General features: G+C 62.3%; 20 protein-coding genes and 1 pseudogene. 8 read left to right on the top strand and 13 right to left on the bottom strand.

Features of this window, described 5'->3' with window-relative positions; all coding sequences use genetic code 11:
• Positions 1–10: 10 nt before the first annotated feature.
• Both NKH89_RS17475 and NKH89_RS17470 read right to left on the bottom strand, forming a co-directional pair.
• A complete protein-coding gene (locus NKH89_RS17475; RefSeq protein ID WP_023716620.1) occupies positions 11–607 on the bottom strand; it encodes a histidine phosphatase family protein in 597 nt (198 codons plus the stop codon).
• Positions 604–1,707, bottom strand: a complete 1,104-nt coding sequence (locus NKH89_RS17470) for an inositol-3-phosphate synthase (protein WP_352493910.1) — start codon at positions 1,705–1,707, stop codon at positions 604–606. Before NKH89_RS17470 ends, NKH89_RS17475 begins: the two co-directional genes overlap by 4 nt.
• A 159-nt stretch (positions 1,708–1,866) precedes the next feature.
• On the opposite strand from NKH89_RS17470, the gene NKH89_RS17465 reads away from it, so the two are divergent.
• Positions 1,867–3,699, top strand: a complete 1,833-nt coding sequence (locus tag NKH89_RS17465; protein ID WP_352493911.1) for a hypothetical protein — start codon at positions 1,867–1,869, stop codon at positions 3,697–3,699.
• Positions 3,700–3,950: 251 nt separating this feature from the next.
• Here the strand turns inward: NKH89_RS17465 and NKH89_RS17460 are convergent, their stop codons facing one another.
• The 8 genes from NKH89_RS17460 to NKH89_RS17425 are packed head-to-tail and all read right to left on the bottom strand — an operon-like array spanning position 3,951 to position 12,907.
• A complete protein-coding gene (locus tag NKH89_RS17460; protein WP_352493912.1) occupies positions 3,951–4,997 on the bottom strand; it encodes a UDP-glucuronic acid decarboxylase family protein in 1,047 nt (348 codons plus the stop codon).
• Between the two features lie 23 nt (positions 4,998–5,020).
• Positions 5,021–6,130, bottom strand: a complete 1,110-nt coding sequence (locus NKH89_RS17455) for a CgeB family protein (RefSeq protein ID WP_352482807.1) — start codon at positions 6,128–6,130, stop codon at positions 5,021–5,023.
• Positions 6,127–7,221, bottom strand: a complete 1,095-nt coding sequence (locus NKH89_RS17450; RefSeq protein ID WP_352482806.1) for a CgeB family protein — start codon at positions 7,219–7,221, stop codon at positions 6,127–6,129. The genes NKH89_RS17455 and NKH89_RS17450 overlap by 4 nt, the downstream gene beginning before the upstream one ends.
• A complete protein-coding gene (locus NKH89_RS17445; protein WP_352482805.1) occupies positions 7,218–8,348 on the bottom strand; it encodes a CgeB family protein in 1,131 nt (376 codons plus the stop codon). Before NKH89_RS17445 ends, NKH89_RS17450 begins: the two co-directional genes overlap by 4 nt.
• A 2-nt stretch (positions 8,349–8,350) precedes the next feature.
• Complete coding sequence (locus tag NKH89_RS17440) at positions 8,351–9,451, bottom strand: glycosyltransferase family 4 protein (RefSeq protein WP_352909411.1); 1,101 nt, start codon at positions 9,449–9,451, stop codon at positions 8,351–8,353.
• Positions 9,436–10,728 (bottom strand): TIGR04295 family B12-binding domain-containing radical SAM protein, encoded by a 1,293-nt coding sequence (locus tag NKH89_RS17435; RefSeq protein ID WP_352482803.1) that lies wholly within the window; start codon positions 10,726–10,728, stop codon positions 9,436–9,438. The genes NKH89_RS17440 and NKH89_RS17435 overlap by 16 nt, the downstream gene beginning before the upstream one ends.
• A complete protein-coding gene (locus NKH89_RS17430) occupies positions 10,725–11,804 on the bottom strand; it encodes an NAD-dependent epimerase/dehydratase family protein (RefSeq protein WP_352482802.1) in 1,080 nt (359 codons plus the stop codon). Before NKH89_RS17430 ends, NKH89_RS17435 begins: the two co-directional genes overlap by 4 nt.
• Complete coding sequence (locus NKH89_RS17425) at positions 11,801–12,907, bottom strand: NAD-dependent epimerase/dehydratase family protein (RefSeq protein WP_352909409.1); 1,107 nt, start codon at positions 12,905–12,907, stop codon at positions 11,801–11,803. The genes NKH89_RS17430 and NKH89_RS17425 overlap by 4 nt, the downstream gene beginning before the upstream one ends.
• Before the next feature lie 238 nt (positions 12,908–13,145).
• On the opposite strand from NKH89_RS17425, the gene NKH89_RS17420 reads away from it, so the two are divergent.
• Positions 13,146–13,418, top strand: coding sequence for a hypothetical protein (locus NKH89_RS17420; protein ID WP_023716631.1), 273 nt, complete (start codon positions 13,146–13,148; stop codon positions 13,416–13,418).
• Positions 13,419–13,447: 29 nt separating this feature from the next.
• On the opposite strand, the gene NKH89_RS17415 is transcribed toward NKH89_RS17420, so the two are convergent.
• Together NKH89_RS17415 and NKH89_RS17410 are read right to left on the bottom strand one after the other, a co-directional pair.
• Positions 13,448–13,996 (bottom strand): response regulator, encoded by a 549-nt coding sequence (locus tag NKH89_RS17415; protein WP_352547433.1) that lies wholly within the window; start codon positions 13,994–13,996, stop codon positions 13,448–13,450.
• A 49-nt stretch (positions 13,997–14,045) separates the two neighbouring features.
• Positions 14,046–14,243 (bottom strand): hypothetical protein, encoded by a 198-nt coding sequence (locus NKH89_RS17410; protein ID WP_352493915.1) that lies wholly within the window; start codon positions 14,241–14,243, stop codon positions 14,046–14,048.
• A gap of 148 nt (positions 14,244–14,391) precedes the next feature.
• On the opposite strand from NKH89_RS17410, the gene NKH89_RS17405 reads away from it, so the two are divergent.
• Positions 14,392–17,496 (top strand): CheR family methyltransferase, encoded by a 3,105-nt coding sequence (locus NKH89_RS17405; protein WP_352590363.1) that lies wholly within the window; start codon positions 14,392–14,394, stop codon positions 17,494–17,496.
• Positions 17,493–17,852: a response regulator gene (locus NKH89_RS17400; RefSeq protein ID WP_352493917.1), complete on the top strand. Its 360-nt coding sequence runs from the start codon at positions 17,493–17,495 to the stop codon at positions 17,850–17,852. The genes NKH89_RS17405 and NKH89_RS17400 overlap by 4 nt, the downstream gene beginning before the upstream one ends.
• Positions 17,853–17,912: 60 nt before the next feature.
• Here NKH89_RS17400 and NKH89_RS17395 read toward each other — a convergent pair.
• Positions 17,913–20,215: pseudogene (locus NKH89_RS17395) on the bottom strand (FdhF/YdeP family oxidoreductase).
• A 145-nt stretch (positions 20,216–20,360) separates the two neighbouring features.
• Here NKH89_RS17395 and NKH89_RS17390 point away from each other — a divergent pair.
• The 4 genes from NKH89_RS17390 to NKH89_RS17375 all read left to right on the top strand — a co-directional run bounded on the left by NKH89_RS17390 (position 20,361) and on the right by NKH89_RS17375 (position 21,669).
• Entirely contained in the window at positions 20,361–20,579 is a 219-nt protein-coding gene (locus tag NKH89_RS17390; protein WP_352547439.1) for a hypothetical protein, read from the top strand.
• A 27-nt stretch (positions 20,580–20,606) separates the two neighbouring features.
• Positions 20,607–21,044 (top strand): GFA family protein, encoded by a 438-nt coding sequence (locus NKH89_RS17385; protein WP_352482796.1) that lies wholly within the window; start codon positions 20,607–20,609, stop codon positions 21,042–21,044.
• Positions 21,045–21,063: 19 nt separating this feature from the next.
• A complete protein-coding gene (locus tag NKH89_RS17380; RefSeq protein WP_352482795.1) occupies positions 21,064–21,351 on the top strand; it encodes a hypothetical protein in 288 nt (95 codons plus the stop codon).
• A 138-nt stretch (positions 21,352–21,489) separates the two neighbouring features.
• Positions 21,490–21,669, top strand: a complete 180-nt coding sequence (locus tag NKH89_RS17375) for a hypothetical protein (RefSeq protein ID WP_031193315.1) — start codon at positions 21,490–21,492, stop codon at positions 21,667–21,669.
• Position 21,670 lies beyond the last annotated feature (1 nt).

The raw sequence follows: 21,670 nt of genomic DNA, 5'->3' as shown, positions 1-21,670 counted from the left end.
CAATTCCTCGTCAGGCAGCTTCGTTGAGTCTGATCAGCTTCGACCCCCAGTCTCCCCAAACAACCGTGGTGATCGACGCTGGGTCGATATCGAAACGAAAGCAGTTCCCCAGCGACAGGCCGAGCACTTTGCACACGGCGGCCTTGATGACGTCGGCATGGCTGACCAGTGCAACGCACTGGTTCTGGTATGTTCCGCGGACCTGCTCGATCAGCGAGACGACGCGTTGCTGCACGTCCAGCATGGTCTCGCCGCTCGGTGTTCTCGCCTGCTGGCGCTGGTCGTTCCACACCCGCCAGTCGGCATCCTGGTTCAGTTCCTCGAAGGTCTTTCCCGACCAGGTGCCGAAGTCGATCTCATCGAGTTCCTCGCGGATCACGATTTCACCGGCATTGCAGGCGAGTGCAATCGGATTGGCCGTCTCCTGCGTGCGTTCGCGCGGGCTACAAAAGATTGCCGCTATCGCCTCGCGTGCCATACGGTCAGCCAGATGCGAGGCCTGTGCCCTGCCGGCTTCGCCGAGGCAAACGCCCGCCATCCGTCCGGCAAGATAACAGCCGACATTGTCATGCGCGGCGTGGCGGACCAGAAAGAACGTCGTCGTCATTCCGCGGCATCGAGCATCGGCTCGTCCTTACCGGCGATGAAAGAGAGCGTGCGCTGGCGGGCTTCCGCGTCGGTGAACTGCTCGGGCGGCGATTTCATGAAATAGCTGCAGGGACCGGTCAGCGCGCCTGCGATGCCGCGGTCGAGCGCCAGCTTGGCGCAACGCACCGCATCGATCACGACCCCGGCCGAGTTGGGCGAATCCCACACTTCCAGCTTGAGCTCGGCATTCAGCGGCACACCGCCGAAGGTCGTGCCTTCGACCCGGATATAGGCCCACTTGCGGTCGGTCAGCCACGGCACGTGGTCGCTCGGCCCGACGTGAATGTTGCCGGGCTCCAAGGGAACATCGATCTGGCTGGTGACGGATTGCGTCTTTGAGATCTTCTTCGATTCCAGCCGCTCGCGCTCCAGCATGTTGAGGAAATCGGTGTTGCCGCCGAAATTGAGCTGGTAGGTGCGATCGATACGCACGCCGCGCTCACGAAACAGGTTGGCAAGCAGACGATGTACGATCGTCGCACCGACCTGGCTCTTGATGTCGTCGCCGATCAGCGGCAGGCCGTGTTGCTCGAAGCGGCGGCGCCACTCCGGCCGCGAGGCGATGAAGACTGGTATGCAGTTGACGAAGGCGCAGCCCGCATTGAGCGCGCACTCGGCATAAAAGCGCGTTGCCTCCTCCGAGCCGACTGGCAGATAGGACACCAGGATTTCGGCGCCGCTGTCGGCGAGGATCTTGCCGACATTGGCGACCGGCTCGTCGGCCTCCTCGATCTCGTCGCGCAGATATTTGCCGATGCCGTCCAGCGTCGGTCCGCGTTCGACGCGAGCGCCGGTAGGCGCCACATTGGCAAAGCGGAAAGTATTGTTCGGCGCGCTGTAGATCGCGTCTGCCACATCGCGTCCGACCTTGCCCTTGGCGACGTCGAATGCGCAGACCACTTCAATGTCCTTGACATGGTAGCCGCCAAGATCGGCGTGCATCAGCCCGGGTATGGGCTCATTGCTCCTTGCGTCGCGGTAATAGGTGATGCCCTGAACAAGGGAGGAAGCGCAGTTGCCGACGCCGACTATACCGATTCGAACTTTCTTCGATCCCACGAAACCGCTGCCTATGCTGTTGAAGGTAAGTTCTTCGTGCCAAACCGCCTTCCTCCCGGATTGTTCCTTGCCGGCTGCAAAAATCGTGCAACCGATAGTGGATCAAAGTAGCGCCCGCCGAGTTGTGCAGCGAAGGGTGAGGCCAACCGGGACGGGACAATGATCGTCTATGGCGACCACAAGCGAATGCAGAGCGCGCAACATGTTCGCGGCTCAGCGTGCAAAGCGGCCGAGCACATTGCCGACATGCCAAGTGGGATCGAACGCCACGCAGCCTTGGTCGGCCTGTTCATCACGGCCTCGGAACTGGTCCAGGGTCTTGCCGATGCTGAATTCGAGGCCAACGGCACGGACAGGAATTCCCGATACCGGATCGCGGGCGCAAATCTCCTGGTCGGCTTGGCCCGGCACGTGGGTAGATCGTGGGACGCCGGATTCACGATCGATGGCCCAGTCGATGCTGACGTGCCGCGAATGTTGGCCGAACTCGAATGCGATGGCGAAATCCTCACCGGCACGGCTGAGGGATATGCTCACTATGCGCTCTATCCGGAAAGCTATTTCGTCGCCGCGCGGCATTCCGGTCTCGATGCGAACACATGCGTAATCGGCATCCGCAGCATCGGCCTGGGGCTTGCAGCGATGGTGGCTGCAGCCATCGGCACGCCAGCACCCGTCAGCGTCCGTCCGACCGGCCACCCGTTTCGCAGGCGGCTTGCCGCCGATCCGGAGCTGATCGGTGGCTGGATGACGAAGCCATCGGCCCGCTTTGCCATCGTCGACGAAGGCCCGGGCCTGTCCGGCAGTTCGTTCCACGCCGTCGTCGCATGGCTGCAGGGGCTAGGCATCGGGGCCGGGCGCATCCATCTGTTCCCCAGCCATTCGGGTGGCGCGGGTCCCGAGGCTTCGGCGGACAGTCGTGAGGCATGGATGCACTGCAAGAAACATACCGCCAACTTTGAACGCACTTTCCCAGCTGGATCCGCTGTCCCGACGCTGCGGGACTGGGTAGCCCTGACGATCGGCAGCACAGCGGTCAGCCTGACCGAAATATCCGGCGGAGAGTGGCGTCGCTTTCGAGACAGGACGGAGGACCATTGGCCACCCGTTCACCGCGGCTTCGAGCGGCGAAAGTTCCTCGCTTCTGCAGGCCGGGAAAAATGGTCGGTCAAGTTCGTTGGCCTGGGCGAAATCGGAATGCACAAGGCCGAGACCGCCAGGAGGCTGCACGATGCAGGCTTTGGCCCGGAAGTCGCCGGGCTGTGCCATGGCTTTCTCGTCGAACGCTGGATCGACGGTACAACGCTGGACCGGGCAAGGCTTTCGAAAGAAAAAGTGGTCGCACATCTCGCGCGCTATCTAGCCTGGCGCGCAGCCAATCTGCCCGCCTCTGAGCCGGGCGCCTCGCTGGAGGCGCTTGCCGACATGGCGGTGCGGAATACAAGTGAGGCGCTGGGCGAAAGCCGCGCGGCGGAGCTGCAGAACTGGTTTTCGACACAGGCTCCACCCAAGAATATGCAGCGGGTCGAGATCGACGGGCGGCTTCATCGGTGGGAGTTCATCCTTTCGCGAGGCGGAACGCTGATCAAGACGGACGCCCTCGACCATTGCCGGTCGCACGATCTGGTCGGCTGTCAGGACATCGCCTGGGACATTGCCGGCGCCCGCGTCGAATACAGCCTCTCCGACGCGGCGACTGCGGCGCTTTGCAAGGCTGTGGAAGCGAGAGCCTCCCGTCCCGTCGATGCCAATCTGGCCCACTACTACGAGCCCTGCTATCTCGCCTTCCAGCTTGGCTTGTGGAGCATGGCTTTACGATCTGGCGATGATCGGGAACAGATCCGGCTGGCGGCCGCGGCAAGACGTTATACGGCGATGTTGCTTCGGTTCCTGGATACCCAAGGGCACCTGCGGCCCTTCGAGCAGGATCAGTCCAGCCGGCGAAGCATATCCGCTTCCTTTTCGAGGATGGCGGCTACCTCTTCCCGCTGAAGATGCGTCAGCATCAGGCTCACGCAACATTCCAGATAGGTGATGGAAGCGCGCCGCAGGAAGGCAGCCGTCTCTCTTGCGGCCATTTGCTCGATGTCTTTGGCGGATCGCTTCGGATGCACAAATCGTCTCCGTGCCGGTACCCTGGCCGAACCGGAAGCTGGACGGGTTGTTCCCGCGACGAGAAAAAGTGACCGACGATCGGCGCGAAACGACCGTGATCTCCGAGGGGAACGTGGCAAATACTGCCGTCAGGCCGGCAGATTTTGCAGCCGGCCTGATGCAGAATGCACGCTGGTGGCAATTCGCCGTGTTCTGTCGACCGTCTGCGTCGTCTCAAGCTCGGTAAAATAGCTGACTGTATGCATCAAACCTTGCCTGAGCGGCACTTTTGGCGACCAGCCGAGAAGCTTCTTTGCACGGGAAATGTCGGGTTGCCGACGACGAGGATCGTCTTGCGGCAGCGGCAGGAATTTCAAGGCCGATCCGGTTCTGGTCATGCGCCTCACCAGGCCCGCCAATTGCAGGATGGTGAACTCCCCCGGATTGCCCAGATTGACGGGCTGGCGCGGGCTGGGATTGACCTCCATCAACCGGATCAAGCCGTCGACCAGATCGGAAACGTAGCAGAACGACCTGGTCTGCAGCCCGTCGCCGAATATCGTCAGCGGCCGTCTCTCGAGTGCCTGCACGATCAAATTGGAAACAATCCGTCCGTCCGCAGGGTCCATCCTGGGACCATAGGTGTTGAAGATGCGCGCGACACGGATATCGGCTTTTCCCATTCTCAAATAATCGAAGCACAATGTTTCGGCGGTGCGCTTGCCTTCGTCATAGCAGGCGCGGGGGCCGATGCAGTTCACGTGGCCGACATAGTCCTCCTTTTGCGGATGCTGTTCTGGATCGCCATACACTTCGCTGGTGGACGCCTGCAGGAAACGGGCGCCGTTGCGGGCGGCGAGCTCCAGCAGATTGAGCGTCCCGATGACGCAAGTCCGCGTCGTGTGGACCGGGTCGGCCTGATAGCGTGGTGGCGAGGCCGCGCACGCCATGTTGAAAATGCGGTCCACAGGTTCGCCAAGCTCCAAGGGCCGGCAAATGTCTTGCTTGATCAGCCGAAAATCCGGACGATCGGCGATCGATGCAATGTTCTCCATGCGGCCGGTAAGGAAATTGTCGACGCAGATCACGCGCCAGCCGGCCTGGAGCAATGTCTCGCAAAGATGCGAACCGAGGAAGCCTGCGCCGCCGGCGACAAGCACGGTCCTGGTCCGTTCCGCCTTCCTTGATAGCTGCATCTCTATTTTCTCCCGTCTGCGGGTCATGCTGCACTCTCGACATCCAGATCGAGAGCAGAACGTGGCGATTTGGCCCGCGCCAGCAGCGAAACGAATTCGCGGGCTCTCGCGGTGCTTGTGTGGGCTGCCAGGACGAGCGCGCGCGCGTGCCTGGCCATGGCAAGCCGGGCACCGTCGGATTCCCCAGACAGGATGCCGATCACGTCCTCGGTCCTGCGCGCCGTGTGGATTGTCCGCTCCGGAAACAGGCTGTCCAATCCGGTCCAGCAGTCGCTGATGATCGCGGTGCCGCAGGCGGCTGCCTCGAAGAGGCGCACGCTGGGCGACCATCCGGCCGCGATCATGGAACTGCGCGTGACGTTCAACGTGTAGCGTTGGCGGCTATAGAAGACTGCGTGATCTGCCGGTGGCAGGTGTTCGATGCGATCGACATTGTCCGGCCAGGCAATTTCGCGCGGATATTGCGAGCCGGCCACGACGAAGCGGCGCTCCGGCATGCGACGCGCCGGTTCGAACAGCAGCGCCTCCAGCGTCGCCTGGCGGTCGGGGCTGTAGGTGCCGAGATAGCCGAGATCCCAGCGGATTGGATCACCGGTTCCGTGATGCCGTTCCGGGTCGACGGAACAGTAGAGCGGCTCGGCCCGCCTCGCGCCGAATTCCGCCGTCAGACGGGCAAGCGTCGGTCCGCCGGTGAACGAGAAATAGACGTCGAAATACGGGACCTGCCGCCTGGCAATGTACTCGCAATCATCGGTTGAAAGTTTCGCCAGCGTAACCGGCGTGTCGATATCATAGAAGCAGAACTGACCCGTGCACAGGGACGCCACGATGTCGATGATTTCAGGGCCTTCCGGAACGAAGGAGCCGACGACCACGATATCGGCCTCGCGCAGGCAGCGCGCAAAATTGCGGCGAAGATCATCGGTCGTTTCATAGTAGCGCAAGGCGCAGAAATCGGGATCGCGCAGATCCCGGTGACTTGCGTACCACGGCACGTCGCGTTCGAGAAAGGTGACGCGGTGGCCGAGCTCGTGGAGACCTCTAAGCAGCCCCCGAAAAGTCGTGGCGTGGCCGTTTCCCCACGATGAGGAGAGCGACAGGCCAAGAAAGACGATGTCGAGTGGCTTCGTCATTCGGCGGCCTCCACGGTCGGGCGCTCGAAATGGCGCCTGAAAATGGCATCGGCCAAAACGGCCCGTGTCGTATAGGTATGTTCGCCAAGCACCCGCCGAAGCGCAGATGCCCCGATCGCCTTGGCTCGTTCGGCGGTAAGGCTTTGCATCATCTCGGCGACATCCCTGCCGTCGCGCGCGACCAGGATTTCCTCGCCAGGTTTCAGGAACAGGTCCACACCGAGCCAGGCGTCGGTGATGAGGCATGCGCCGGCGCCCGCGGCCTCGAAAACCCGCGTCGCAGGCGAAAAACCGTTGGCCGCCATGCTGTCGCGGCTGATGTTCAGCACCGCCTTGGCCGTGACGTTCAGTGCATTGTGGTCACGCGTGCCGACATGGCCGAGCCACCGGACATTGGCGGGCATCTGCTTGTCGCCCCAGCCCGATCCGCCGAGCAGGAAGCGCTGATCGGCCAGGCGGCTGGCCGGGTCGAGGAAGAAGGCCTCGACGCGCGCCTCGCGGTCCGGCAGCCGGTTACCGAGAAAGGCGAGATCGCAGGCAAAGCGCATATCCTTGCCGACAGGATGATGCGTTTCCGGATCGAGCGCATTGTAGATCGGCACACATTCGGCGGCCCCCATGGCCCGATAGGCCCAGACCACGGGATCGCCGCCGCCATAGGTCAGCACCAGGTCGATTTCCTGCAGCGCGCGATGCAGCGGGTGGTCGGGCTCGTCGCGTAACTGGCCAAGTGTCGCCGGCGCATCGACATCCCAGAACACGGTCAGCGCATCGGCACGGGCGTGATCGAGCACCGCCCGCAGCAGCGCGTCGTCGGCGAAACCGACGCCACTCGCCTTGACGACGATGTCCGCGTCGGCCGCCCGCGCCGCCACCTGCATGAGCGCATTCGGGGTGGCCTCGTAGACGACGACGGCACACCAGTCCGGCGCCTCGATGTCGCGGTTCTTCTGGCGATCGTAGACGTCCGGCTCATAGAAGATGATGTCGTAGCCGAGCCTGGCCAGAGCCTTGAGCAGTCCGCGGTAATAAGTCGCCGCGCCATTCCAATAGGACGACAGCAGGCTCGACCCGTAAAATGCGATCTTCATTCGGCGGCCTCCTTTGCAAGGATCGTATCGGCGGCTTGGCGGTGCCCGCATTCGGCGAGCACGCCGAACAATTCATCCGCCCGATGCCGGCACGTGTGCCGTGAGCGAATAGTCTCGAGGCCCGATGTCGCCAGAGAAGCGGCGAGATCCGCGTCACGCAGCACGGCGCGAAGATGATGCCGCATCTCGAAGCCGGTGTTTGCAAACAGGAAATCGGTGCCCGGCCTGAACAGACGTTCGACATCGGACCACGGCGCCGAAACGAGTGGGATGCCGCAGGCGAGCGCCTCGAACATGCGGATGGTCGGGATGCCGGGCAGGCTTTCGCGATATGGACGCCGCGGGATGTGAACCGTGATGCGGTTCGCCGCGAATGCCTTCGGCACGTCGGCATTGGCGATCCAGCCTTCGTAGCGCAGGCCGGCGGTGGCGAGGTCGGCGAGCGCCTCGCGTGGATAGCGGACGCCGTGGACAGTGCCGCTCAGGCCAAGTTCATGCACCGGGTCGACCAGGAACTCCCTGATTTCGGTGCTGCGCTCGTCGTCGCCCCAATTGCCGATCCAGATCAGGTCGGCGCTACGCTCGATTTCAGGATGCGGCTGGAACAGGTGGTCATCGGCTGCCTCGTGCCAGGTGAAGACCCGCTTGCCCCATCCGGCGCGAAGATAGCTTTCCCGCAGCGCTTCGCCGAAGGCGAGCACGCCATCGTAATGTTCAAGCTGCAAGGCGGAAATCGCTTGCGTGGCCGAGATGGCGCGATGGTGCGTGTCGTGAAACAGCAGCGTGAAACGGCCGCCAATTGCTTTCGCCCTGCCCAGCCGCGCGACAAGGTCCGGCGCGGTCCACTCGTGCACGATCACCACATCGGCATCGGAGATCCAGGCTTCGTGGTCGAAGGCGGCGTCATAGGTGACCGTCATCAACTCCGGAAAATCTTTCCGGAATCGCTCGATCGCGAAGGACCCTTTCTCGGCCAGCAGGTTCGACCGGCTCCAGCCGTCGGCGGGCTCCAGCGCAATCGCCTGGTGCCCACGCGCGACCAGCTCGCGCATGATGCCGCGCAGGAAATGTGCGTTGCCGTGGTTCCAGTCGGAAACGATCGAATGGGTGTAGAATAAAAACCGCATAATCAACTATCCGCCATGGTGGCCAGGGCCGCCTTGTCGTAGACGCCGCGCATGGCGGTCGCCTGTCTTGCCAATGAAAATCTGCGGCTTCGGCGGGCGGCTGCCTCACCGAGTTCTCGCCGGCGCTGCGTGTCGCTGCAAAGACCATTGATGCATCTGGCGAGATCGCCCGGATCGCGCGCGTCGTAGAACATGGCCGCCCCGTCCCACAATTCGCGGTAGGTCGAGATATCGGCAAGCACCAAAGGCGTCGCCGACATTGCGGCTTCCAGCGTGGCCAGGCCGAACGGTTCGTAGAGCGACGGCGATACGAAAATGCCGGCCCGCGCCATCAGTGAGCGCACTTCCTCGTGTGGTACCGGCCCGACGGGAACGGCGTGGCTGAAGCCAACATGCTGGCCGTCCGGCCCTTGCAGCGAACCGGCGACGAAGACCGGCCATTGCGTTAGGGAGGCGGCCTGGTCAAGCACCGCCGCGTTCTTTCCTTCATCCCACCAGCGCGCGGCGGCGAAAACCACCGATTCCCGCCTTTCGCCCTTCGCGCCCGGCCGTGCGCCGTTGCCGACGACGCTCAGCCGCGCGATCGGCCCGTAGCAGATTTCGAGCATGTCGGCATGGCTGCGGCTCGGTGCAACGACCATGCCTGCTTTGTCGAAACCGCGCCGGTTACGGTCCTTTTGCCAGGCCCACTCGCCGTCCGCCGCCTGTCCCTTGACGGCGTGGAACCATGTCACGACGCAGGAATGCGATACCGCAACGATGGGGCAGGGCACGTCGAGCGCCGCCGCCTGCGTCGGCGCATTGAGATGGACGACGTCGACAGCGTAGTCACGTATGAGTGGGCGCAGCTCCTGCTGCAATGTGTCGAGAACGTGCTCGCTGCGGGTCATCCAGTCCGGCGGCGTGTTGAGCCATGTCAGCGCCGCGAAAGACTGGGCCTCCTCGGCCTGCTGCCTGGACGGTTCCGGACCAAGCCCGGCAAGCACGACGCTGTCGCCGCCGGCGACCAGTTGCCCGGCCAGATCGAGCGTATAGCGCCAGACGCCACCGACGGCATCGACGGTCATCAGTATGCGACGCGGCGGGCTCAGTGTCCGCAACATGTGGCCTCCAATTCGGCCAGCGGACGCGGCCGCTTCTCCTGGATGTCGCTGAACGTTCGGAAGGATGCGAGGTAATGTTCATGCGCGCGCTCCCAGGCGAGGTCGTCGGGCTCGCCCCAAAGTTCGCGGTAACTCGGCGAACTCGGATAAGGATAGAGCGGCACCGGTTCGTTGGCCCAAACGCCGTTGTCGATCAGGTGCTTTCGCCAATAATCGACGAGCGCGGGATCGTCCTCGACCACGCCGATCAGATTGGCCTGCACGAACGGCACGTGGCGCCTTGCGTCGACCAGCAGCGCGGCCAGCTCCTCGGTGCCCAGCCGGCAGCGTTTTGCCAGCATGGCGCGGCCTTCCACAGTCAGGCTTTCGAGGCCCGCCTCGATCGAGACGCAGCCGGCGGCACCGAGCAGCTTCAGCAATTCCGGCTTCCAGAGGTCGATACGGGTCTGCACGCCGAACTTCACATCGCGATCGACCAGCGCCTCCAGCAATGCCTTTTGCGGCAGGAAGATCTCGTCGATGAAGTAGATGTAGCCGACACCCTGTGCGATCAGCCGGTCGATCTCGGCGATCACTGCTTCGTGGTTCCGGCGGCGATAGGCATCGCGGAAATCGATCTTGGCGCAGAAACTGCAATTATACGGGCAGCCGCGCGACGCCTCGACCTCCGCGCCAAAACCGACCTGGTTGTCGTCGAAGCGGTGATGGTGGTGCGAATGCGCGGCAATCCAGTCCGATGGCCATTCGAGCGGCGGGTGATCGATGAACGAGCTCGCATGCACGCCGCCGTTCGAGACCAGTTCTCCATCCTCGAAATGGGCGGTGGACGGCACCGCGGTCCAGTCGTCGCGCCGGGCAAGTTCCGCGACCACTTCCTCGCATTCGCCGCGCACGACAATGTTGACGCCAAGCTTGCGCAAAGTCGGCGTCGGCGTCGCCGAGCCATGCGGCCCGACGGCGACGGTGCGACCGCCGCGCCCGGCAAGATGATTGAGGAAATCGGCCGGCACGCGCAACTCGGGCGGTGCGCAGCGCCAGAACAGGTAGGTCGGCGCGGTGCTGACGACGGTTATGTCAGGCTCGAATGCGGCGGCGCGATCGGCGAGCGCGGCGTTGTCGAGCTTCTGGATCTGCCCGTCCAGCATCAGCACCTCGTGGCCGGCAGCTTCGAGCAGCGCTTTCGAATAGCCGAGTTCGAGCGGCAGATGCGGCTGGCGGCAGCCGAAATAGATGCTGTCCTGGTAGGTCCAGGACGGATTGACCAGGGCGACCTTCATGCCACGTACCTCGCCGGTTCGGGATGCGGGTCGAGGCGATGACGCTGCAGCCAGTCGGCGAGGTCGCGGATGCCGTTTTGCCACGAGACATGCGCTTTCCACCCCAGCGCCGCCTCGATCGCGCGCGTGTCGGCGACGAAGAACGGTTGGTCACCGGTGCGTTCGCGGTCATAACGAATCGGAACGTCCCGTTTCGTTATGTCGCGGATCTCCTTCAGCAGCATGCGCAGGCTGACAGCGTTTTCCGGTCCGCCGCCGAGATTGAATGCCTGGCCCTTGACCGCCTCGATCCGGTCCAGCACAGCGCGATAAGCCGCGACCGCGTCGGCAACATGCAGGATGTCGCGCACCTGCTTGCCATCGCCATAGATGGTGATCGGCCGGTCGGAGAACGCGCTAAGCAGGAAATGGGCGACCCAGCCCTGATCCTCCGTCCCGAATTGGCGCGGTCCATAAATGCAGCTCATGCGCAGCACCGCGGTCGGCAGATCGTATGACTTGGCGTAGTCGAGGACATACTGGTCCGCCGCGCCCTTGGAGCAGCCATAGGGCGTGCAGAAATCGAGGCCGCGCGTCTCGTCGACGCCGTGCACACGGATGCCCGCATCGCAAGGCGCGTAGTTGCCGTCCTCTTCGCGCATGGCGAGGTCGGCGAGGCGGCCATAGACCTTGTTGGTGCTGGCGAAAACGACGGGGATGCGCTTGCCGCTGCAGCGAGCGGCTTCCAGGACGTTGAACGTGCCGCGCAGGTTGATGTCGAAATCCTCGTCCGGCCGAACCAGGCTCGTGGTGACGGCGGTCTGCGCGGCAAGGTGGAAAACTGCCTTCGAACCTGCGACCAGCGGCGTGAGCGCCTTTGCGTCACGGATATCGGCGATTTCGACGGCGAGGCGGTTGCCGTGCTTTTGCGTCAGCCATTCGAGGTTCTGCTCGACGCCGGGACGGCTCAGATTGTCGATGACCAGCACCGGCTCGCCGTCCGACAACAGGCTGTCGGCGAGGTTCGAGCCGATAAAGCCGCTGCCGCCGATAATGGCGATGGGCGCTTCGCGAAAATTGCGTGAATCCGGTCTCATGACACCAGCCCTCGCACTTCGAGTTCCCGCTTCATCTCGGCGCTGCGATCGATGGCGACCGTGTTACGCACCCATGCGACGAAATCGCCGAGCGAATGCTCCAGCCGGTACTGCGGCTGGAAGCCGAGCAGTTCGCGCGCCTTCGAGATATCGGCAAAGCAGTTGCGGATATCACCGGAGCGTGCCTTGCCGAGGATTTCCGGCTGGCGGCCGGGCACGCCCATCGCCTCGGCAAGCAGCCGGGCGACCTCGCTGACCGCGTAGGCGCGCCCGCTGCCGATGTTGATGACGTGGCCGCACGCCTTGGGCTGTTCCAGCGCCAGCCGGAAGGCGAGGGCAACATCGCGTACATGAACGAAATCGCGCTGCTGTTCGCCGTCTTCGAAAATCAGCGGCCGCTGGCCATTGGCGATGCGGGAGGCGAAGTTCGCCAACACGCCGGTATATGGGTTCGAGAGCGCTTGTCCTGCGCCGAAGACATTGAACAGGCGCAGCGCCACCGCGTCGACGCCATAGGCTTCGCCGAAGATCAGCACGGCACGTTCCTGGGCATATTTTGTCAGCGCGTAGATCGAGGCGAGGTCGACCGGTTTTTGCTCGTCGGTGGGCAACGGCGACAGGACTTCACCTTCCGGCGACAGGGGATTCCATTGGCCGCTGCGGATGTCGTCCGGCTGCCGTTTTGCATTGTCGATGCGCCGGCCGTCCGGCGTGGCATAGAGACCCTCGCCATAGACACTCATCGATGACGCAACGACGATCCGTTCGATCGGGCGTTTGATCAGCGCCTCCAGCAACGTGGCAGTGCCGAGGTCGTTAGCGCCGACATAACGGGCGATCTCGTACATGGACTGGCCGACGCCCACTTCAGCCGCCAGGTGAATGATCGAGTCGACATCTTCGACGGCTTCGGCGATGGCGTCGCGATCGCGAACGTCGCCTTTGATCAGCTTGGCACCTGGCGGCAGGCTGATTGCCTCGCCGCCATGCACCTGATCCAGCAGCGCATCGAGAATTGAAACCCCATAGCCATGTTCAACGAGTTCCTGGGCGACGTGGCGGCCGATGAAACCGCAGCCTCCCGTGACCAGTATACGTTTCACGACAGCTCCTCATACGAATGGCTTTGCCGCCCCAAACTTCCGGGCGAAAGGTTTGTTCCCTTGCTTCAACAAAGTTCAGGAGGCTCGCCGGGGTAGGTTTCAACCAGGCGTGGGAACATCGAAGGCTGCTTGGTGTTAGGAGCCATGTTCGACCAACCGCGCGCACATGCCGGGCAGCGATGCATCTGCTGGTTGTGCAACGCGGGGGATCTCGCGGTGGAATCGAAGGGAGATTGCGATGTCTGAATCGAAGACGACCACCGATCACGACGAAATCCGCCGCTGGGCCGAGGACCGCGACGGGCGGCCGGCGGTGGTGCGCACCAAGGGCGAGGGCGGCATATTGCGCATCGACTTCGGCGAGCCTGAAGAGACGTTTGAGCCCGTTGAATGGGACGAGTTCTTCAGGATCTTCGATGAGAACGAACTGGCCTTCCTCTACCAGGATGAGACCAGCGGCGGAAAGACCAGCCGCTTCAACAAATTCGTCGAGCGCAGCCGGAAAAGCTAACATCGTCTAGTTGCCGGCGGCGGCCGTGGTTAGTGCAGCAGGTTTGCTCCACGTGCCTTGACGATGTTTCGCATGATGCCGTTGAGCCAATCCTCTGTCGAGGAACCAGATCGTCTGTTGTCGATTTCGCCGATGGCCTGCTCGAGCGTTCGCTCGACCAGCCGGTCGGAAGCATCCATGTCTCCCAGCAGCAGACGTGCCGCGAGCCGGAGCTTAGGCAGAAGCGAAAATACGTCGTCTGAGGGCTCGGACGCTCGGCCTCCTTTCGATGCCGACGTCTCGGCCGGAAAAAGAGCGTCGAAAACAGCCTGGCCGTCCGAGGACTTTCTGAGGCTGCTGGCATATCGAAGGCGCTCAGGAATAACGATGTCTTCATCGCCGCTGAAAAACACGAACGGCACGCCACGGCGCATCAGTTCGTCCGCTATCGGGAATACCCGTCTTCCGTTGAGATTGACGTCCAGGATCGCAGCTTCCGCCTCCTCCGTGTGTTTCGACGCCTGTTCGACCGTCGCCACGGGGCCAAGTACGACGGCGCCCATCTTGCTGAAATAACGTGCAAGATCGCCCGCCAGCATCCATTCGTCCTCGACGATCAGGATATGCAAGCCTTGCAGGTCGCGCACCTCATTGATCCTTCTTCCTGCGGGTTTTACGGCTGTCGGCGCAGACTTGTTCAAAGTGACGGGCCAGAACCTCTTGCAACCGTTCCGCGAGCGCGAGCAGGCGAGGCGGAATGTTCTCAGACACCGGGAACTTGGTCAGGTCCGGCGAGGGCAACAGGATGCGCTTGGCCGGCTTTATTTCAGGTGGTCGTTTTGCCATTGGAACCGCCTCCAAAGTCAAATGTTAATGCCCACCGACGGTGCTTTGTTCCGTTGGTAGACTATTCGCTGGCCGGAGGCTCGGCGCGGTCTTAGTCTAAGGCCCGATTTGGCGGCTTTGTGTTCGCGGCGGTTGTCAGGGGCGTGGCGTGGCATCCCAGAATGGAAGATTTCCCATTGTCGGTGTCGGCGCATCGGCCGGCGGCATTCCCGCGATGGAGGGCCTGTTCAAAGGACTGACCGGCGGCACCGGCATGGCGTTCGTCGTCGTCACCCATCTCAGCCCGGAGCGGGAAAGCCTGCTGCACGAGGTCATCCGACGTTATACCGAAATGCCGGTCGTCGTGGCCGAGGAGGGCGCAGCGGTCCAACCCGACCAGGTCTATGTGATGCCGCAAAACGTCGTCCTCACCATCCGCAAGGGCGCGCTTTCGCTGCGCAGGCCGAACACGCTCAACCGCGAGCGCAAGCCGATCGACATCTTCTTCAGCGCATTGGCCGAGGACCAGGGCGAGTATGCCGTCGGCATTATCTTGTCGGGTGGTGATTCGGACGGCACGCTCGGCGCCAGGGCAATCAAGGAGCATGGCGGGCTGACCATTGCCCAGGCGTCCAACGGTTCCGCCCCACGCAATCCGGACATGCCGCAGAGCGCGATTTCGAGCGGCCTGATCGACATAGCGGCGCCCGCCGAGCAGATCGGTGCAAAGCTTCAGGCGTTTGCCCGCGGCTTCGATGTGCTGCACGGACTGACCGAGGCGGACGACGAACACAAGGCCGGGATGGATCGGGCCCGCGATGAAATCTACGCCATTTTGCGCAGCCATTCCGGTCACGACTTTTCCGGCTACAAGACCAAGACGTTCCTGCGTCGCGTAAAGCGGCGCATGCAGATCACGCAGCTGCAGTCGATCACCACCTACATAGAACGGCTGAAGAGGGATCCCGACGAGGTGGCGAAGCTGTTTCGCGACCTGCTCATCAACGTCACCAGCTTTTTCCGCGACGCCGAAGCGTTCAAATTGCTGGAGGACAAGATCCTACCGCAGATTTTCGAAGGCAAGAACGCCTCCGATGCGGTGCGTGTCTGGGTACCCGGCTGCGCCACCGGCGAGGAAGTGTTCTCGATCGGCATGCTGATGCGCGAACGTATGGAGAAGCTTTCCGCGCCGCCGCGCGTCCAGATATTCGCGACCGACATCGACGAGCCGGCGCTCGCGGTGGCGCGTGCGGCGCGTTATCCCGAAGCGCTGCTGCACGGGCTTTCGCCACAGCGTAGGCAACGCTTTTTCAACAGCGACGGCGCGAGCTACGTGCTTGGCAACGAGGTGCGCGAACTGTGCATCTTTTCGCCGCACAGCATTATCCGCGATCCTCCCTTCTCGCGCATGGATATGATTTCCTGCCGCAACCTGCTGATCTATTTCGGCCCGCAGATCCAGAACCGGGTGATTCCAATCTTCCATTACGCGCTGAGGCCGGGCGGCTATCTGTTCCTCGGCACCTCGGAAAGCGTCGGTCAGCACGGCGACCTTTTTGCCACGGTCGACAAGAAGCATCGGATTTTCCAGGCGCGGGAACATTCCACGCCGCGGCCGCTGGTTCTGATCGGCAATGGCCCCACGGGTGCCCTTCCGGTCGGACGCGGCGGCTCGACGAAGGATACCGCCAGCCATTCACTACGCCAGGCGATCGAGGCTCAGGTGCTGGAGCGGTTCGCCCCGCCTCACGTTCTGGTCAATGGCGATGGCGACATCGTCTACTATTCGGCGAGGACGGGCAAATATCTGGAAGCACCGCAAGGCGCCCCGAGCCGGCAGTTGCTGACACTGGCCCGCCGCGGGCTGAGACTTGAGCTGCGCGCCGCGTTGCGGGAGGCAGCCACGACGCGCCGCACGGTCGTTCGGGAGAACATAGCGGTCGAAGAAGACGACGGACAGCTTCAGTTCATTACACTGATGGTCGAGCCGTACACGGAACGCGGCAATGGCGAGCCCCTCTACCTCGTCCTGTTCAATCCGGTGGGACAGGCCCAGATCCGCTCCGATCCGGCACGCGAAAGCCGCGGCGCCGAAGATACGACCGATCTCGAACGGGAGTTGCGCGACACGCGCGAGCGGCTGCAGTCGACCATCGAGGAATACGAGACCGCGCTGGAGGAAGTAAAGTCTTCGAACGAGGAACTCGTCTCCGTCAATGAAGAGGCGCAGTCGACCAATGAGGAGCTTGAGGCCTCGAAGGAGGAGATGCAGTCGCTCAACGAAGAGCTCAACACCATCAACGCAGAGCTGACTGGCAAGATAGAGGAACTCGACCGCGCCAACAGCGATCTCAGAAACCTGTTCGAAAGCACGGAAATCGCCACCATCTTCCTCGACCGCAATCTTGTGGTGCGGACCTTCACTCCCGCCGCGTCGTCGTTCTTCAACTTGCGTCCGTCCGATGTCGGCCGACCGCTGACCGATCTTTCGAGCCAGCTCGACTACCCCGAGTTGAAGCGGCACATCCAGGCGGTGTTCGAGACGGGAGAGACCCTGAACCATCACCTTGCGCGCGACGACAAGGGCCGGTTCTACTTGGTTCGCATCAACCCTTACCGGGACAAAGGCGGCAGCATCCAGGGCGTGGTCGTGACCCTGATCGACGTGACGACGCTGGCGCAGGCTGAAGAGCGTCAGCAGGTGCTCATCTCGGAGCTGAACCATCGTGTCAAGAACATGCTGGCGGTCGTCGCCAGCATCACCAACCGGACGCGTGAAAACTCGGCCTCGAAAGACGAGTTCGCCGAAGCCTTGATCGGCCGGCTGCAGGCGATGTCACGAGCCTACAGTCTGCTCTCGCGAGAAAGCTGGACGGAAGCCTCCGTCGAGGAACTGCTGCGCCATGAACTCGATCCCTTTGGGGCCGAACGGTTCGAGCTCGATGGCAAGCGGGTAAGCCTCAAGCCTGTGCAAGGGCTCTCCTTCGGCATGGCAATTCATGAGCTGGCGACGAATGCCGCCAAATATGGCGCACTGTCGAAACCTGCCGGGCGGATAGTTGTCAAATGGTCGGTGGCGGATGGCACCTTCAAGCTCGTCTGGCGCGAGAAGGGCGGCCCCCGCATCAAGGAGCCAACCGACAGCGGCTTCGGCCTTACCCTTCTGCGTGGAGAAATCGGTTACAGGCTGGGCGGAAAAGTTGAAACAAGTTTCCGCTCAAATGGTTTGGAGGTGGAAATTGCATTCCCTCTGACCCGCGAGGGCTCGTCGTGACCGGAAAGGTGCGTGTGCTGATCGTCGAGGATGAATGGCTGATCGCCGACGACGCGGCGGCTTACCTGCGCAAGGCCGGCCATCAGGTGGTTGGGCCGGTTTCGTCGGTGACGGCGGCCCTCCGGCTCGTTGGCGAAGGCGGGATCGACGCGGCGCTATTGGATATCCAGTTGAACGATGAAACCAGTTATCCGGTCGCGGAGGCATTGCGGGGGCGAGGCGTGCCGTTCGCTTTCCTCTCCGGGTATGGCGAACGCGAGATTCCGGCCGGGTTCCGCGCTTGCAGGATCGTGCAGAAGCCGGCGAGCCAGAGTGCGATCCTGAATGCCGTGGACGAACTCGCGCGAGCCGGCTGAGGTCATGATTTGAACCAAGCCACATCCGCATAGTGCGTGCCTGCCGCGAACAACGAACGCCTAGGCAACAATCCGCACCGGTACCGATTTGGCGGCCGGGACATGAGCCTTCTCGGCTCTGTGCCAGAGAGGAATCAGCGGGTTGAGCTCGGGATAATAACCGGCGCAATTTCCCTCCGGCACTGAGAAAGGCGTGATGCGCAGCCCGCGCACGCGGCGCTCCACGCCATCCTGCGCATTGGCTTCGAGATCGACCTCCTGTCCCGCGCTCAAGCCGAGGCGCTGGATATCCTTCTCGTTCATCAACAGCACCATGCGTGTGCCGCTGATGCCGCGCAGCCGGTCGTTGTAGCCGTAGACGGTCGTGTTGAACTGATCGTTGGAGCGGCGGACCGTGATCAGTGTCAGCACATCGCGGCCGACGACATCGATGTCAGGATCGGTTTCAAGGCCAGTTGGCAGCTTGAAATTGGCCTTCTTGTTCGGCGTCTCCCACACCCGCTTGCTCGCCTTGATGTCGCGATGGAAGCCGCCGGGCGTCAGGAAGCGCTTGTTGAAGTCGCGGAAATGCTGGGGGTAGCAGCGCTCGATCTCGTCACGGATGCGGGAGTAGTCGCCAACCCATTCATCCCAAGGGATCGAACTCCTGCCCGGCACCGTCGCCTTGGCAAGTTCGGCGACGATCCTGGGCTCGGAAAGCAGATGCGGCGAAGCCGGAGGTCGCGATCCGAACGAACCATGGATACAGGCAGTGGAATCCTCTATCGACACCCTTTGATCGCCACTCGCCTGATGATCTCTTTCCAGCCGTGACAGGCAAGGCAGCAGATAGGTTGTCCGGCCGGCGATGAGGTGGCTGCGGTTGAGCTTGGTCGCGATCTCGACATGCAGGTCGAGCCCACGCCAGGCTTTCTCGACCAGGCCGGTTTCCGGCACGGCCCGCACGAAATTGCCGCCGAGCCCGACGAAGCCCTTGACCGATCCGTCCATGACGCCTTCGCAGGTCTCGACCGTATCGAGACCTTTCTCACGCTTCGGTTCAAAGGCGTAGAATTCGGCGAACTTGTCGAGCGGGACGAGCTCGGGTTTTTCCGATATGCCGACGGTGCGCTGTCCCTGGACATTGGAATGGCCGCGCAGCGGCGAAATACCGGCGCCGGGTTTTCCGATATTGCCGCGCATCATCAAAAGGTTGCACAGCATCTGGACGTTCTCGGTGCCGTGCCGATGCTGGGTCAGGCCCATGCCGTAATTGCCGATCACCGCGTTGGCATGGCTGTAGACCTCGGCGACATGCTCCAGATCGGCCTGCGCAATGCCCGATCGGGCGACGATATCGCTCCACTGGGTGTTGCGCAGGAAGGCTTCGAACTCGGCGAAGCCATGCGTGTGCTCGGCGATGAAAGCCGTATCGAGGGCACGCGTCCTGCCGCTTTCGCGGGCGGCATCGTCGAGCGCCAGCAACGCTTTGGCGATACCCGTTATCGTGGCGATGTCGCCGCCCGAACGGACCTGGAAGAAGTCGCTGGACATTTTGGTGCCCGGTCCGGGCGATAGCATGTCGATGGGGTTTTGCGGATTCTTGAAGCGCTTCAGTCCCCGCTCGGGCAAGGGATTGAAAGTGAAGACGGGCACGTTGCGTTGACGTGCCTCTTGCAGCGGATGCAACAGGCGCGGCGCCGTCACCCCGGTGTTGTGCCCGAAGAAGAACATCATGTCGCATTTCGCAAAGTCTTCGAGCTGCACGGTCCCGACCGGCGAGCCGATCGATTCCGGCAAGCCGACCGAGGTCGATTCATGACACATGTTGGACGAATCGGGCAGGTTCGAAGACCCGTAGATCCGCGCAAAAAGCTGATACATGAACGAGGCCTCGAGCGAGGCGCGGCCGGACGTGTAAAATACCACCGATTTGGGATCGAGCCGTCGCAATTCGGCAGCTATGTCGCGGAATGCATCGTCCCAGGAAACCGGTTCGTAACGGTCGACGGCGGCATTGTAGCGCATGGGCTCCGTAAGCCTGCCCTGTTTCTCCAGATCGTCGTCCGGCCAATCGAGCAATTCCGCCACCGAATGCTCGGCGAAGAAAGCGGGTTCGCAGCGCAGCTTGGTCTGGTCCCACATCGTCGCCTTGGCGCCGTTTTCACAGAATTCGAAAGGCCTCGGCTGAGCTGGCTTCGCCCATGAGCAAGACACGCACATATAGCCGTCGGCCTTGTTCTGCTTGAGCAGCGTGCTCCATATCCCGGACAATAGCAGGCCTTCGCCACGCGCCTTGCGGACCAGCGATTTGAGCGATCCCAGCCGCCTGTCGGGTGGTCGTATTTCTTGGTTTCAATGCGATCGGTTACCGCGGGTTTCATGCAAGCCACTCCCTGTAGAAGAGCACTCATACGAACCCGCCGTGAGGCTGAATGTTCCCGGCCGGCTCCGTCCCGTCACGCAGTCCGTCTAACCGGAACCATTTCCGCCATCGTTTGTTCGGCTCAAAGAAAGGAGCCGTGCGAAATGGAGCGACGTAACGCGTTAATTGCAATTGTGATTTCGGCCATCATCATCGTCGGCTTCCTCATAGGCTTTTTGTACGGCGATATGGGCTGGCAGACTTCGCCGCTCAAAAGAGCCGCTGAACAGAACCAGGGTGGCAATGCTCCGGCCGATACCTCGCCTGCCGCCGGCATCAAGAAGAACCCCAAGGAAAATACCGAAATGCCGGGCCAGCAGTGAAGGCGAGTCCAGCCATGAAGTTAGCCAATGCCACGAACTGAAACGGGTTCCTGTTTTTGCGGCGCCATAACGGCGCAAATGCGCGGCGAGCCGTTCTGGGTTTGCTCCGATCACGACGACGACTGTCGCAAGGCGATAGGAAGCCCGCTAACGGTGTGGGTCGGTTATCGGCCTTCTGAATTCACCTTGCTCACCGGCATACCGAAGACCTTTTCGAAAACCCCCGGTGTGCTCCGGTCCTTCTGCGCGGATTGCGGAACATCGATCGGCTATGTCGACCAGGGCCTGCCCGACGAACTCTATCTGGCGATCGGCTTTCTCGATCACCCCGAACGGTTTCCGCCACAGGCCCACGCATACTGGGACATGAGGTTACCCTGGGTCGACTTTCCAGACGAGCTGCCGCGGGTGGGGATGTATTCGAGGCGGCGAGATCCGGCCTTCGGAAATCCGGCGGAACGCTAGCTTTCGATCCCCTTGCTGGTTGGAAAACGCGCCATTCGGGCTTCGTACGAAAACAACAATTGGCGCGCGGCTGAAAACGCGCGATCATGTGTCAATGGGCCGCCGTTTGGATGACAAGCTCGATTGCAAGGCGTGCGGGACGATCCTGATGGAGATTCCCGACAACCCGAAGGATTCCACACCGATCTATTGCAGCAATTGCGGCGCCTATCTCGGCGAATGGGGCGATCTGCAGGAGGACTTCTTCAGGCAGGCGTTCGGTGCCCAGGCCTTCGATCTGAACAACGGAAACATCATCAAGAAATAATCCTGGATTGTGCGGGCACCCCGCCGGCCCCAAGCCACGGCCTGTGGACCCGGCTCGTTGCGGCAATCGCCGTTCGTATCGGACCCTCGGGAACCTTTCTCCCGAGCCGCTTGTTTGGGTGGCGGAAGGAGAAACGCCATGAGCACGAAACCTCCCCCTGTGCCGCCGAAGAATCTGAGCCCAAAGGGCGCCGGTGACAAAAAATCGGTAGCAGCCGACCAGGCACCGCAATCCACCGTCCCCGATCCCGACAAGCAGGGTCAGCAAGGCAATACGAAGGTCAACACCACTCATCAAGGCAACGTCCAGGATCGCTAGG

It is taken from the genome of Mesorhizobium sp. M0923 (assembly GCF_040319365.1).
In the GTDB taxonomy this organism is placed as follows: domain Bacteria; phylum Pseudomonadota; class Alphaproteobacteria; order Rhizobiales; family Rhizobiaceae; genus Mesorhizobium.
This window is presented reverse-complemented; position numbering and strand designations above follow the sequence as displayed.

Excerpts from the sequence above, each read along its gene's own strand:
- NKH89_RS17390 (WP_352547439.1), top strand. The coding sequence starts at position 20,361 with ATGGAGCGACGTAACGCGTTAATTGCAATTGTGATTTCGGCCATCATC.
- NKH89_RS17375 (WP_031193315.1), top strand. The coding sequence starts at position 21,490 with ATGAGCACGAAACCTCCCCCTGTGCCGCCGAAGAATCTGAGCCCAAAG.
- NKH89_RS17420 (WP_023716631.1), top strand. The coding sequence starts at position 13,146 with ATGTCTGAATCGAAGACGACCACCGATCACGACGAAATCCGCCGCTGG.
- NKH89_RS17475 (WP_023716620.1), bottom strand. The coding sequence starts at position 607 with ATGACGACGACGTTCTTTCTGGTCCGCCACGCCGCGCATGACAATGTC.
- NKH89_RS17430 (WP_352482802.1), bottom strand. The coding sequence starts at position 11,804 with ATGAGACCGGATTCACGCAATTTTCGCGAAGCGCCCATCGCCATTATC.
- NKH89_RS17440 (WP_352909411.1), bottom strand. The coding sequence starts at position 9,451 with ATGTTGCGGACACTGAGCCCGCCGCGTCGCATACTGATGACCGTCGAT.
- NKH89_RS17445 (WP_352482805.1), bottom strand. The coding sequence starts at position 8,348 with ATGCGGTTTTTATTCTACACCCATTCGATCGTTTCCGACTGGAACCAC.
- NKH89_RS17465 (WP_352493911.1), top strand. The coding sequence starts at position 1,867 with ATGATCGTCTATGGCGACCACAAGCGAATGCAGAGCGCGCAACATGTT.
- NKH89_RS17455 (WP_352482807.1), bottom strand. The coding sequence starts at position 6,130 with ATGACGAAGCCACTCGACATCGTCTTTCTTGGCCTGTCGCTCTCCTCA.
- NKH89_RS17450 (WP_352482806.1), bottom strand. The coding sequence starts at position 7,221 with ATGAAGATCGCATTTTACGGGTCGAGCCTGCTGTCGTCCTATTGGAAT.
- NKH89_RS17435 (WP_352482803.1), bottom strand. The coding sequence starts at position 10,728 with ATGAAGGTCGCCCTGGTCAATCCGTCCTGGACCTACCAGGACAGCATC.
- NKH89_RS17415 (WP_352547433.1), bottom strand. The coding sequence starts at position 13,996 with ATGCTGGCGGGCGATCTTGCACGTTATTTCAGCAAGATGGGCGCCGTC.
- NKH89_RS17410 (WP_352493915.1), bottom strand. The coding sequence starts at position 14,243 with ATGGCAAAACGACCACCTGAAATAAAGCCGGCCAAGCGCATCCTGTTG.
- NKH89_RS17385 (WP_352482796.1), top strand. The coding sequence starts at position 20,607 with ATGCCACGAACTGAAACGGGTTCCTGTTTTTGCGGCGCCATAACGGCG.
- NKH89_RS17460 (WP_352493912.1), bottom strand. The coding sequence starts at position 4,997 with ATGCAGCTATCAAGGAAGGCGGAACGGACCAGGACCGTGCTTGTCGCC.